General features: G+C 67.1%; 10 protein-coding genes. 6 read left to right on the top strand and 4 right to left on the bottom strand.

The genetic code is table 11. The annotated features are described in order from the left end of the window. Window positions 1-6 precede the first annotated feature (6 nt). The 3 genes from ACF8ME_RS17560 to ACF8ME_RS17550 form a co-directional block, all read right to left on the bottom strand. On the bottom strand, window positions 7-888 hold the full coding sequence (locus ACF8ME_RS17560; protein WP_016446494.1) for an HlyC/CorC family transporter: 882 nt from the start codon (window positions 886-888) through the stop codon (window positions 7-9). Window positions 889-994: 106 nt separating this feature from the next. After that, window positions 995-1,720 carry a GNAT family N-acetyltransferase gene (locus tag ACF8ME_RS17555; RefSeq protein WP_016446495.1) on the bottom strand — a complete coding sequence of 242 codons (726 nt, stop codon included), beginning with the start codon at window positions 1,718-1,720 and terminating at the stop codon, window positions 995-997. A 135-nt stretch (window positions 1,721-1,855) separates the two neighbouring features. Then, on the bottom strand, window positions 1,856-2,338 hold the full coding sequence (locus ACF8ME_RS17550; RefSeq protein ID WP_016446496.1) for an Lrp/AsnC family transcriptional regulator: 483 nt from the start codon (window positions 2,336-2,338) through the stop codon (window positions 1,856-1,858). A gap of 476 nt (window positions 2,339-2,814) precedes the next feature. Here ACF8ME_RS17550 and ACF8ME_RS17545 point away from each other — a divergent pair, with 476 nt between their 5' ends. Together ACF8ME_RS17545 and phhA are read left to right on the top strand one after the other, a co-directional pair. Continuing rightward, complete coding sequence (locus ACF8ME_RS17545) at window positions 2,815-3,822, top strand: Bug family tripartite tricarboxylate transporter substrate binding protein (protein ID WP_392417923.1); 1,008 nt, start codon at window positions 2,815-2,817, stop codon at window positions 3,820-3,822. A gap of 64 nt (window positions 3,823-3,886) precedes the next feature. Continuing rightward, on the top strand, window positions 3,887-4,798 hold the full coding sequence (phhA, locus tag ACF8ME_RS17540) for a phenylalanine 4-monooxygenase (protein WP_016446498.1): 912 nt from the start codon (window positions 3,887-3,889) through the stop codon (window positions 4,796-4,798). Here phhA and ACF8ME_RS17535 read toward each other — a convergent pair. Beyond that, the gene (locus ACF8ME_RS17535) at window positions 4,732-5,721 is read right to left on the bottom strand and encodes an esterase/lipase family protein (protein WP_392417594.1); all 990 of its coding nucleotides are present in this window, start codon (window positions 5,719-5,721) and stop codon (window positions 4,732-4,734) included. The genes phhA and ACF8ME_RS17535 overlap by 67 nt on opposite strands. A gap of 201 nt (window positions 5,722-5,922) precedes the next feature. Between ACF8ME_RS17535 and ACF8ME_RS17530 the strand changes: the two genes are divergently transcribed. The 4 genes from ACF8ME_RS17530 to ACF8ME_RS17515 all read left to right on the top strand — a co-directional run bounded on the left by ACF8ME_RS17530 (window position 5,923) and on the right by ACF8ME_RS17515 (window position 12,510). Further along, entirely contained in the window at window positions 5,923-7,623 is a 1,701-nt protein-coding gene (locus ACF8ME_RS17530; protein WP_074920551.1) for an AMP-binding protein, read from the top strand. A gap of 81 nt (window positions 7,624-7,704) precedes the next feature. Further along, window positions 7,705-8,664, top strand: coding sequence for an MBL fold metallo-hydrolase (locus ACF8ME_RS17525; RefSeq protein ID WP_392417592.1), 960 nt, complete (start codon window positions 7,705-7,707; stop codon window positions 8,662-8,664). A 754-nt stretch (window positions 8,665-9,418) separates the two neighbouring features. After that, window positions 9,419-11,719 carry a catecholate siderophore receptor Fiu gene (locus tag ACF8ME_RS17520; protein WP_392417921.1) on the top strand — a complete coding sequence of 767 codons (2,301 nt, stop codon included), beginning with the start codon at window positions 9,419-9,421 and terminating at the stop codon, window positions 11,717-11,719. Window positions 11,720-11,829: 110 nt separating this feature from the next. Continuing rightward, window positions 11,830-12,510 carry a Fe2+-dependent dioxygenase gene (locus ACF8ME_RS17515; RefSeq protein ID WP_061287148.1) on the top strand — a complete coding sequence of 227 codons (681 nt, stop codon included), beginning with the start codon at window positions 11,830-11,832 and terminating at the stop codon, window positions 12,508-12,510.

Genomic DNA, 12,510 nt, shown 5'->3' with positions numbered 1-12,510 from the left:
GCAGCCTCAGCTGCGCAGCAGACTGTCGGCTGCGGGATCGCGCACCACCTTGAACCAGCGCACGGCGCCGCCCTTGGTGTGCAGCACGGTGAATTCCAGGCCGGCCAGATGGATCTGCTCGCCGCGCTTGGGCACATGGCCCATTTCGTGGGCGATCAGGCCTCCGATGGTGTCGAACTCATCTTCGGGATCGCGGGCATGCAGGGCGACCTCGAAGGCTTCGTTCACATGCTCGATGGTGGTGTCGCCCGCCACGCGGTAGCTATTGTCGGCCAGGGCGAAGATGTCGCCCTCGTCCTCGGGGATGTCGAACTCGTCCTCGATCTCGCCGACGATTTCCTCCAGCACATCCTCGATGGTCACCAGGCCTGCCACGCGGCCGAACTCGTCGATGACCACGGCCAGATGGTTGCGGTTGCCCCGGAACTCGCGCAGCAGATCATTCAGGCCCTTGCTCTCCGGCACGAAGGCGGCGGGGCGCAGCAGGGCGCGGATGTTCAGGTCCGGTGAACGCTGCAGCTTGAGCAGGTCCTTGGCCAGAAGGATGCCGATGATGTTCTCGCGCTCGCCCTGGTAGACCGGGAAACGCGAATGTGCAGTGGTGATGACCTGGTGCAGCAGTTCATCGAACGGAGCGTCGATGTTGACCAGGTCCATGCGAGGGGCTGCGACCATGACGTCGCCGGCCGTCATGTCGGCCATGCGTATCACGCGTTCGAGCATGACGCGGGACTCGGGGCCGATGACCTGGTTGTCCTCGGCGTCGGCCAGGGTCTCGATCAGCTCGTCAGGAGAATCAGGGGCCGGGTGGATGAACTCGGCCACCTTTTGCAGGAAGCTTCGCTTGCTTTCCTTCTCGGAAGAGCGCGCAGGATGGGGGTCGGACACTGTCTTGGAGTGCAGGACGTGCGGTAGTGAAACAAGCCGCAAGGATAGCGGATTGCTCCGTCACCCCTGCATGCGCTGCGCCAATTCCCTTTGCGGCGTTTTGCGCCTATTCGCCGGCCTGGTGGCGGCCATCCTGCACGCCACGGCGGATTTCCTGCACGTCGGCCAGGAAATCCCAGAACTGCTTGGCCTGCTTCTTGAGCTGGTAGTCCACCTCGCCGATGTGCTCGGTCATCAGCGACGCCATGTGCGTGTCGATGCCGGCGGGCGGCAGCTGCAGGTAGGCCTCGGACTCGGAGCCATCGCGCTTGATGGTGGCGCCGGCCTTGCGCGCAATCTTGAGCATGGCCGTGTTCTCCGACAGCGCGTGGATGAACATCATGGACACGCCCTTGGTGCGTGCATGGATCACCGCGCGGTTGAACAGGCGCCCGCCGTAGCCGCGGCCGCGTGCCTGCTTGAGCACGGAAACGCCGAATTCGGCGCAGCTCTTGTGCTCGGGATGCGAGGCAAAGGCCAGATGCGCCATGGCGATCAGCTCGAGCCGGCGGTTGTAGATGCCGAAGATGTCGTCGCGCTCGAAATCAAGCTGCATCGCATAGCGGCGAACCTGCTCGTCGCTGGCGGCATAGCCAAAGCGCAGGTAGCGGTCGCCTTCATCGAGCTTGAGCAAATGCGCCACCACGCGTTCGCGGTGGGACGGGCCCAGCGAACGAATGGGCACCATGGACGCGGAGCGCCCATCGGGACGGTGCGGCTGGCCTGCGCTCGCACGCAACATGTCCCGGCCGGCCTGCCAGGACGCCTTCAACCAGTCTTTGGATGCATTCATGGCTCAAATATAGGTAAAAACCCGAGGTCGAGCAACGAAGATATTGCAATGCAACAAAACCGTAAGGTTTTGGCATGCAAACCAATTTCCCCTCCCTGCAACACCCAACGGCCTGGCGCCTGTCGAGCCCGAAGGCTACAAAGGCACGGCCGTGGTCACCTTGACGCGGTCCATCACGAAGCTGGTCTTGCAATCCTGCACGCTGGGATGCTTGAGCAAGGTGTCCATGACGAAGCGCGTGTAGTGCTGCATGTCGGCCACGACCACACGCATCAGATAGTCCATCTCCCCGGTCAGCGACACGCACTCCACCACTTCGGGCCAAGTCTGCACGCTGGCGCGGAACACGTCCATGGGGTTGCGCTTGCTGGTCTCGGTGTACTTCTCCAGGCGCACGTTGAGATAGGCGGTCAGCCCCAGGCCCACGGTCTCCGGCTGGACCAGGGCCACATAGCGGTCGATCACGCCGCTGTCTTCCAGGCGCTTGACCCGGCGCAGCACGGCACTGGGAGACAGGCCGACCTGCTCCCCGATGACGTCATAGGTTTCCCGGCCGTTGGCCTGCAGGCGGCGCAAAATGGCCCGATCCAGTTTGTCGATGGTGTGCGTGGCGCTCATGGCGGTGGACTCGTAAATAAGTACGGATTTCTTCAGGGTTAACCCGAATTAACCAGTTAAATTGCGATAAACAAAAGAATTCCGCAATTTTCATGCATTCCGCATTTTCCCACCAAGGGCAAACGGCAAAAAGCTGAAGCCCCTCCCGCCTACAGTGACAGCACTGATCGCAAGCCCGCAGGCCATGCCTGGGGCGCCCGAAACACTGTCCTGCACAAAAAGGCCGGAGACCCCCATGAAAGCCCCGCTGAACCTGGCCCAGTTCCCCGCCCGCGCACAGACGGCCCGGCGCGCGCAGGACATGGGCGCGTGCGGCCTCAGCGGCAGTCGGCGCTGCCTATACTGCGGGGATCGCCTCCATTTCGCTTCACGCCATGACGCCCCGCCACGACGCCACCCGCGCCATGCCACGCCATGCCCGTGCATCTGCGCCAGTACGTGCACCTGCGGCAGCCGGCCCGCAGCCGTCGGCCCGGATGGCGCGGCGCAGCCTGCTGGCGGCCCTGGCCGCCCTGCCCTGGCTGCCGGCTTCGGCACAGCCCCAGCCGCCTCCGACAGCCTCGACAGCCCCGGCGCGCGACGCGAAATCCGACGCCCTGACCCTGATCGTTCCCTATGCAGCCGGCGGCCCCCTGGACCGCACGGCGCGTCCTCTGGTCGAGGCCAGCTCCGCGAAGCTGGGGGCCATCCACATTCTTTACGTGCCGGGCGAAGGCGGCGCCAAGGGCTCGAACATGGTGGCCCAGGCCACGGCCCAGGACCGCTTGCTGCTGATGGGCGCGGCCGCCACGCACGCCGTGCTGCCCTGGCTGCAGCCCCAGCTGGGCTACGACCCGCTGCGCGACTTCCAGCCGCTGGTGCTGGTGGCGCGCATGCCCAATGTGCTGGTGATGCGCAGCGATCTGGCGCGCCAGTGGCGCATACGCACGGCGCTGGACCTGCAGCGCTTTCTTGCCAAGCACCGCCAGCCGCTGCGCTATGCCTCGGGCGGGCCGGGCAGCAGCGGGCACCTGTCGGGCGAGATGTACCAGATGCTCACGCGGCTGCCGCTGCTGCATCTGCCGTTTGGCGGAACGCAGCCGGCGCTGTCGGCCCTGCTCGACGGATCGGCCGATCTGCTGTTCGACAGCCTGGCGTCCTCGCTGCCGCACATCCGTGCAGGCCGGCTGCAGGCCCTGGCCGTGACCACGCTGGAACGCGTGCCGCTGCTGCCCGAGGTGCCCAGCCTCAACGACACGGTACCGGGCTTCAACCTCGCCAACTGGTTCGGCCTGTTCGCGCCTGCCGGCTGGCCCGCCGACCTGGCCCAGCGCCATGCCGCCGTGTTCTCGAAGGCCATGCGCAGCAGTCCGGTGCAGGAAACGCTGACCGCCATGGGCGTGCTGCCCGAAGACCTTCAACTGCAGGAGTTCGCGCGCTTTGTGCGCTCCGAGCACAGCAAATACGGCCTGCTGGTGCAGGCCGCCCGAATCCGCCAGCTCTGAGCCGCGCAGGTGCCTTGCCTGCCCCCGGCCCGGGGCAGCAATGACAAGATCCCTGGAGAGCACCATGATGAGCACCGCAGCGACCCCCACCTCGTCCCACGCCCCCGCCCACGCCCCCGGTGTGGCACCCGTGGTCTACGGCCAGGCCGACCGCCCCCCGCGCGGCGACTACAGCCGCGCCAGCGACGACTACACCTGCGCGCAGGACTACGACGCCTACACCGAGGCCGACCACGACACCTACCGGCGCCTGTACGAACGCCAGTCCGCCCTGCTGCCGGGACTGGCCAGCCAGCATTTCATCGACGCCCTGCCCTCGCTGGGCGCCAAGGACCGCATTCCGCGCTTCGAGGAAGTCAACGAGCGCCTGCGCCGCGCCACGGGCTGGGAGATCGTCGGCGTGCCGGGCCTGATTCCCGAGGTGCCCTTCTTCTCGCTGCTGGCCAACCGCAAATTCCCGGTCACGGACTGGATCCGCAAGCCCGAGGAGTTCGAGTACATCGTCGAGCCCGATGTCTTCCATGACCTCTTCGGCCATGTGCCGCTGCTGTTCAACCCCGTCATCGCCGACTATATCCAGGCCTATGGCCAGGGCGGGCTCAAGGCCGCCGAGCTGGGCGCCTGCGAGATGCTGTCGCGCCTGTACTGGTACACCATCGAGTTCGGGCTGATCCGCGAGCAGGGTGGCCTGCGCGCCTACGGCGCGGGCATTCTGAGTTCTTCGGGTGAGCTCAACTACTCGGTGCGCAGCCCCGAGCCGCAGCGCCTGCCGCTGTCGCTGGAGCGCGCCATGCGCACGCTCTACAAGATCGACACCTACCAGCACACCTACTTCGTGATCGACGACCTGCAGCAGCTGTTCGACCTCACGGCCGCCGATTTCGAGCCGCTGTACCGCCAGCTGCGCGATCAGCCGACCATCGCGGCCGATGCGCTGCTGCCCGGTGAAGTGGCCCTGCAGACTTCCGCGTCCTGAAGCCGCTCGCGCAGCTCCAGGCAAAAGCGCCAGACGCGCTCGTCGAACACCAGCTGCACATGGGCCACGTCGTCCAGGCGGTGCGCGTGCTGCCCTGGCAGCGTGGCCACGGGGAAGGGAAAGACGATGTTGTCGCAGCAGCTCCACCAGCAGCTGAAGGCCACCTCGGGCGGCGGCGGCCCCAGGCGCTGCAGCCAGGAACTGTCCTCGCGCATCTGAAGCGCCGGCAGGCCATGGGCGAAGCGCGCCATCCAGGTGCCGCGGTGCGGCGTGGCCAGGGTCACCACATGGGCAGCCAGTTGCCGGCGCTCCTGCGCGGACAACCGGCCCAGCCAGGCACGCACCACCAGCCCGCCCATGCTGTGGGCCACGATCAGCGGCGCCTGCCCCGTGGCCTGGGCCATGCGGCGTGCGCAGGCATCGAGGTCGGCCACCATGGCGTCGATGGATGCGCCGTGCGCCGGCTCCAGCGTCATGGCCGCGCAGGCAATGCCGCGTTCCTTGAGCCGCCGCAGCCATGGCGCCCAGACCGCGCGATTGCAGAAGAAACCGTGGACCAGCACCATGCCGACCTGGCCTGTGACCGGGCTTGCGTTTTGTCCTGCGGCCGGGTCACCTGGCCAGCCATCGGCCTCGGCATGGACCCGGAAGGGCAGGCGCCAGCCAAACACCTGCACGGCCAATGCCCACTCGGCGAGCCAGGCTGCCGCCACCGTGCGCCAGGCGGGCACGGGTGCGCCGGCCTTGCGCACCACGCGGCGCATCAACACCATCTGCAGGCCCAAGTGCAGGCCCGGCCAGCACAGGCCCGGCAGCGCTCCTGCCAGCGCCAGCCAGGGCGATTCCGGCCACCACCATGCCAGCCAGGCCATGGCGCCGGCCAGCGTGCCCAGCGCCACCATTTGCAGAATGCGTGCGTTCACGGCAGCCCGCCCTCCCTGAAAAAAACGCCAACGTAGCACAGAGCGGCCGCACTTTCGCGGGGACGCCGGCCCCTGCCTAGGACAACCCCGCGTAGACCGCAAAGCACCCGCCTGACCAGAATCAGCCGCAGCGGTGGCCGGCCGACCGGCGCCTGCCCCTTTGCCGTTCCCCTGTCTCACCAGCAACCCAAGGTACCCTGCATGGACGCTGCGCCCTGGCTCAAGAACTATCCCGCCGATGTGCCCCACGAGGTGCATCCCGAGCAATACCGCTCGCTCACGCACCTGCTGGAGGAGGCCTTCACCCAGCATGCGGACCTGCCCTTCTCGGTGTGCATGGACCGCTGGATGAGCTACCGCGAGCTGGACCAGCTGTCCACGCGCCTGGGCGCATGGCTGCAGGGACTGGGACTGGAGCCCGATGCGCGCGTGGCCATCATGCTGCCCAATGTGCCGCAGTTCGCCGTGAGCATGGCGGCCGTGCTGCGCGCGGGCTACACCTGCGTCAACGTCAATCCGCTGTACACCCCGCGCGAGCTGGAGCACCAGCTCAAGGACTCGGGCGCCACGGCCATCATCATCCTGGAGAACTTCGCCCACACCCTGGCCGACGTGATCGAGCGCAGCGCCATCCGCCATGTCTGCGTCACCGCCATGGGCGATCTGCTGGGCGGCATGTATGGCAGCTGGATCACCTTCGCCGTGCGCCACCTGGCCAAGATGGTGCCGGCCTACAGCCTGCCGCTGGACGGTGAGGGCGGCACCGTGCGCGAGGTCACGACCTTTTCCCAGGCGCTGGCGCGCGGCGCCCAAAAAGAGCTGCGCCCCAGCCAGGCGGGGCTGGATTCGGTGGCCTTCCTGCAATACACGGGCGGCACCACCGGGCTGTCCAAGGGTGCCGTGCTCACCCACCGCTGCATCGTGGCCGCCACGCTGCAGGCGCATGCCTGGTTCACGCCGGCCCTGCACGGGCGCGTCAGCGCGCAGGACACGCACATCATCGCGGCGCTGCCGCTGTACCACATCTTCGCGCTCACGGTGAGCCTGTTTGCCATGCGCATGGGCGCCAGCCTGAGCCTGATCCCCAATCCGCGCGACATCCCCAAGTTCGTCAAGGTGCTGCAAAAACGGCCCTTCCACATCCTGCCGGCCGTCAACACCCTGTTCAACGCCCTGCTCAACAACGCCCAGTTCCGCGAGCTGGACTTCTCGCAACTGCGCGTGTCGCAGGCCGGGGGCATGGCCGCCAGCGAGGGCACGGCGCGCCAGTGGCAACAGGTCACGGGCAGCGTGATGATCGAAGGCTGGGGCATGAGCGAGACCTGCGCCATCGGCACCAACAACCCCGTCACCGCCACCTCCTTCAGCGGCACCATCGGCCTGCCGCTGCCGGGCATCTCCATCGCCATCAAGGACGACGAAGGCCGCGACCTGCCCATGGGAGAGGCCGGCGAGCTGTGCATCAAGGGCCCCAACGTCATGCGCGGCTACTACAACCAGCCCGACGAAACCGCCAAGGCCTTCACGGCCGACGGCTACATGCGTACCGGCGACATCGGCGTGATGGACCAGGAGGGCTTCACCCGCATCATCGACCGCAAGAAGGACATGATGGTGGTCAGCGGCTTCAACGTCTATCCGAACGAGCTGGAGAACGTGATCTCCATGTGCCCCGGCGTGCTCGAATGCGCGGCCGTGGGCGTGGCCGACGAGCGCCAGGGCGAGGCCATAAAGGTCTACGTGGTGCGCAGCGACCCGGCACTGACCGAGGACCAGGTGATGCGCTTTTGCCATGACCAGCTCACCGGCTACAAGCGCCCGCGGCAGGTGGAGTTCCGCGACGAACTGCCCAAGACCAATGTGGGCAAGATCCTGCGGCGCGCCCTGCGTGATCCCGCCTGAAGTCCGGACAGCCGCAGCTGTAGCCCACGCGTCAGCCGTGGCTGCCTGCGGCTGTTAGCCTTGGGAAAGGCTTCTCCCCCCATGACCTCCTTCGCCCCCACAAGCGCCACCGCTGCGCTGCCCTGCGGCATGACCGTGCTGGAGCGCGGCTGGCTGTCGGCCAACAACATCGTCTTCGCGGCCGACCCTGCCGATCCGCAGGACGACGGCGCGGCCGTGGTCGATACCGGCTACGTCAGCCATGCCGATCAGACCGTGCTGCTGATCGAGCAGACGCTGGCTGGCCAGCCGCTGGCGCGCATCCTCAACACCCATCTGCACAGCGACCACTGCGGCGGCAATGCCGCACTGCAGGCGCGCTGGCCGCAGGCCCGGACCTATGTCGCGCCGGGCCAGGCCGAATTCGTGCGCCACTGGAATCCCGAGGCGCTGAGCTACACACCCACCGGCCAGGAATGCCCGCCATTTGCGCTGACCGGCGTACTGCAGCCCGGCGCCAGCGTGCGGCTGGCCGGGCGCGACTGGCAGATCCATGCCGCGCCGGGGCATGACCCGCACTCCATCATCCTGTTCGAGCCTGCCAGCCGCACACTGATCTCGGCCGATGCGCTCTGGGAAAACGGCTTCGGCGTGGTGTTTCCCGAAATCGAGGGCCTGCAGGCCTTCGAGGAAGTGGCCGCCACGCTGGATGTGATCGAGGCCCTGGCACCGCTCACCATCGTCCCTGGCCACGGCGGCGTTTTCACGGGCGTGGCCGCGGCGCTGGACACGGCGCGCCGCCGCCTGGACGGCTTTGTGCGCGCCCCCGAGCGCCATGCCCTCTACGCGGCCAAGGTGCTGCTCAAGTACCGGCTGCTGGACTGGCAGCGCGTGCGCACCACTGAACTGCTGGCCTGGCTGGACGCCACGCCCTACTTCGGCATGCTGCATACAGGCTATTTCAGCCACGAGACCGCCGAGCACTGGAGCCGCACGCTGGTGGATGCGCTGGTGCAAGCGGGCGCGGCGCAGCGCGAGGGCGAATGGGTTCACAACGCCTGAACGAAACAGATCCGCGATAGGCGCAAACCACGCCAATCACATCACCGGCCGCAAGCACTGCGCAGCTGCGGCCCGGCCGCATGCCGCGGGCATCGCCGCCACGCCGATCCGGCGTGACCCTGTGGGAGAAGGCGGCAACTCCGGCAGCATCCACATGCGCACCAAGCCGCCGATGCTGGGCGACCTGTCGCAAATACGCCTTGGCACCGGCACCGCCGACACCAACCGCAGCCGATCTACGAGAAGCAGACCTCCGGGGGCGCACGGGCGCAGGCGCCCTGGCGCCCGCCAATCTCTACGATCCCGGCGTCAGCGATGCGATCACGGGCCAGGACATCCGCTATGCCGGCCAGATCAACGAAGGCCACACCAAGACCCTTGCGCTGTACGCCTTCATGGCCTGGGAGCTCAGCGCGAACCTGAGCCTGCAGTTGAACGTCTACAACCTCGCCAACCAGCGTTACATCGCCAGCCTGAACAGCGACGGCGCGCGCCACATCCCGGACGGGGCGCGCTCGGCCAGGCTGGTCGCCACGCTGAAGATCCGAGACCAGGCTGTTGCTGGGCGGCAACGGCCATCCATTCACTTATCAGATTATTCTTATATTTTTATTAGGAATCATTACCATTCTCAATCCAGGCAAAGCTGCCTGATCCAGCCAGCACCGGCAAGCCAAGACAGCTCTCCAGCCGCCCGCGCAACGCCGGCCAGCAAGCCAGCATGTTCACTGCCCATCCCGCTTTCCGTTCAACCATGGCGAACTCCAACTCGTACATCAAAAGCCGCAAACACGACAGCGCTGGCCGCTCGCCGTCGGCCGGCATCATCGCTGCAGCCGCGGCCCTGGCCACCCTGGGCCTGCCGGCCGTGGCCCAGACACAGACGCCCAGCGCCAGGACCGCGCCCAGCCTCAAGGAAGTGACCGTCGAAGGCTCGCGCAGCACCGGCTACGAACCCGCACAGGTCTCCTCCCCCAAGTTCACGCAGCCGCTGGTGGACACGACGCAGACCATCTCCGTCATCAAGGAGCAGGTGCTGCAGGAACAAGGCGCCACCACGCTGACCGAGGCGCTGCGCAACGTGCCCGGCGCCGGCACCTTCTACGCGGGCGAGAACGGCAACACCAGCACGGGTGATGCCATCTACATGCGCGGCTTCGATACCTCCAACAGCATCTATGTGGACGGCGTGCGCGACGTGGGCTCCATCTCGCGCGACGTGTTCAACACCGAGCAGGTGGAAGTCACCAAGGGCCCGGCCAGCACCGACTACGGCCGCAGCGCGCCCACCGGCGCCATCAACATGGTCACCAAGCAGCCCAGCCTGGCCGACAGCTTCGGCGCCTCGCTGGGCGCGGGTTCGGGCAGCTACAAGCGCTCCACCGTGGACTGGAACAAGAGCCTGACCGAGATGGGCGGCGCGGCCTTCCGGCTCAACGCCATGGTGCAGGACGCCGGCGTCGCCGGCCGCGACCGCGTGGCCAATGACCGCTGGGGCATCGCACCGTCGTTCGCCTTCGGACTGAACACCGACACGCGCACCTACCTGAACGTGCTGCACGTCAAGCAAAGCAATGTGCCGGACGGCGGCGTGCCCACCATCGGCCTGCCCGGCTACAGCAACACCGATGCGCGCCTGAACGCGGGCCGCCCCGTGGAGCCCAGCCGCTTCTACGGCACCAGCGCCGACCACGACGACGTGACGGCCGACATGGTCACGCTGCGCGTGGAGCACGACTTCACGCCCGACACCACGCTGCGCAACACCACGCGCTGGGGCCGCACCAAGCAGGACTACCTGCTCACGGCCTTCATGACGCTGTCCAGCAACAACAGCAGCAATCCCGCCGACTGGACCGTGTCACGCAGCCTGCCGACCTTCAAGAACCAGGTCAACGACATCGTCACCAACCAGACCAACCTGACGACCAAGCTGGCGACAGGCAGCGTGCGGCACGAGCTGAGCACCGGGGTGGAGATCACGCGCGAAAAGCAGAGCAACTACGGCACGGGCACCACGGGCGCCTGGCCCAATGCCAGCCTCTATGACCCGCAGGTGCCCAGCTCCGGCCTGAACTGGTCGCGCAACGGCGCCGACAGCAAGGGCTCGACCGACACCTTCGCGCTGTACGCCTTCGACACGCTCAAGTTCAACGAGCAATGGCAGGCCAACGCCGGCCTGCGCCTGGACCGCTACAAGACGCAGTACGACGCACGCGCCGTCTGCGGCGGCCGCAGCGGCCCGGCCTGCGGCAGCAATCCTGCAGGCACCGTGCTGCCCAGCGCCGTGGGCCTGGAGGCCTCCGACACCCTGCTGAGCTGGAAGATCGGCGGCCTCTACAAGCCCGCGCCCAATGGCAGCGTGTACGTGAACTACGCCCTGTCGCAGCAGCCACCGGGCGGTGCCAACTTCACGCTGTCCACGGCCGCCAACAACGCCAACAACCCCAACATGGACCCGCAAAAGGCCAAGACCGCCGAACTGGGAACCAAGTGGGAGCTGATGGACAAGCGCCTGCTGCTGACAGGCGCGCTGTTCCGCACCGAGATCACCAACGAGATCGTCACCAACCCTGACGGCACCGTGGGACAGACCGGCAAGAAGATCGTGCAGGGCCTGGAGCTGGGCGCCACGGGCCAGATCACGCCCGCCTGGGGCGTGACTGCCGGCTACACGCTGCAGGACACCAAGGTGGACACGGGCGCCACCGTGGCGCAGGACGGCTCCAGCGGCCTGACCTATACGCCCAAGAACGCCTTCTCACTGTGGACCAGCTACCAGTTCCCGTTCGGCCTGACGCTGGCTGGCGGGGCGCGCTACTCGGGCGGACTCAAGCGTGGCACCGACGGAGCCGTGGGCACGCCCAACTTCACCGATGCCTACTGGGTCTTCGATGCCATGGCCAGCTACCGCATCAACAAGAACGCCGACATCCAGCTGAACTTCTACAACCTGTTCGACAAGGAATACGTGGGCGCCATCAACAAGAGCGGCTACCGCTATTTCCCGGGCACTCCGCGCTCCGTGCGCGTGTCCGCGAACTTCCGCTTCTGAGTGAATGCAAGACGGGCCGCCGCGCCGGCCTTGCCGCGCGCAGAGCGCCGACAATCCCAGTACCGCCCCGGCCCCGCCGGGGCTTTTTCCATGCGAGGAGGACCCGCACCATGATGCTGCACATTCCCGACGTGCTCACGCGCCAGCAGGTCACTGCGATCCGCACAGCCATCGACGCCGCCGACTGGGTGGATGGCCGTGCCACGGCGGGCAGCCAGGGCGCCCGGGTCAAGCGCAACCGCCAGTTGCCCGAAGACTCGCCCGTGGCACTGGAGCAGGGCCGCACCATCGAGCAGGCGCTGGCGGCCAATGCGCTGTACTTCAGTGCCGCCCTGCCCGCGCGCACCATGTCGCCGCTGTTCAACCGCTATGCGGACAGTGAAACCTATGGCCTGCACGTGGACGGTGCGGCACGGCGCCTGCCAGGCGCGCAGCAGTGGATGCGCACCGATGTGTCCTGCACCCTCTTCCTCTGCGATCCCGAGGACTACGATGGCGGCGAGCTGGTCGTGGTGGACACCTACGGCACGCACGAGGTCAAGCTGCCGGCCGGCGATCTCATCCTCTATCCCTCCACCAGCCTGCACCGCGTGGAGCCCGTCACCCGGGGCGAGCGCGTATGCGCCTTCTTCTGGGCACAGAGCATGGTGCGCGACGACACACGCCGGGCCATGCTGTTCGAGATGGACCAGACCATCCAGCGCCTGCGCGAAAAACTGGGCGAGACCGATGAAACCCTCAGCCTCGCGGGCCACTATCACAACCTGCTGCGCATGTGGGCCGAGACCTGA

This window comes from Delftia sp. WSY_7, from assembly GCF_043104845.1.
Taxonomy (GTDB): domain Bacteria; phylum Pseudomonadota; class Gammaproteobacteria; order Burkholderiales; family Burkholderiaceae_C; genus Comamonas; species Comamonas tsuruhatensis.
The sequence above is the reverse complement of the archived record's forward strand: the minus strand, read 5'-3'. Positions and strand labels throughout refer to the sequence as shown.

Coding starts and splice junctions, on each gene's coding strand:
- ACF8ME_RS17530 (WP_074920551.1), top strand. CDS start 5,923: ATGGACGCTGCGCCCTGGCTCAAGAACTATCCCGCCGATGTGCCCCAC.
- ACF8ME_RS17520 (WP_392417921.1), top strand. CDS start 9,419: ATGGCGAACTCCAACTCGTACATCAAAAGCCGCAAACACGACAGCGCT.
- ACF8ME_RS17545 (WP_392417923.1), top strand. CDS start 2,815: ATGGCGCGGCGCAGCCTGCTGGCGGCCCTGGCCGCCCTGCCCTGGCTG.
- phhA (WP_016446498.1), top strand. CDS start 3,887: ATGATGAGCACCGCAGCGACCCCCACCTCGTCCCACGCCCCCGCCCAC.
- ACF8ME_RS17555 (WP_016446495.1), bottom strand. CDS start 1,720: ATGAATGCATCCAAAGACTGGTTGAAGGCGTCCTGGCAGGCCGGCCGG.
- ACF8ME_RS17515 (WP_061287148.1), top strand. CDS start 11,830: ATGATGCTGCACATTCCCGACGTGCTCACGCGCCAGCAGGTCACTGCG.
- ACF8ME_RS17550 (WP_016446496.1), bottom strand. CDS start 2,338: ATGAGCGCCACGCACACCATCGACAAACTGGATCGGGCCATTTTGCGC.
- ACF8ME_RS17525 (WP_392417592.1), top strand. CDS start 7,705: ATGACCTCCTTCGCCCCCACAAGCGCCACCGCTGCGCTGCCCTGCGGC.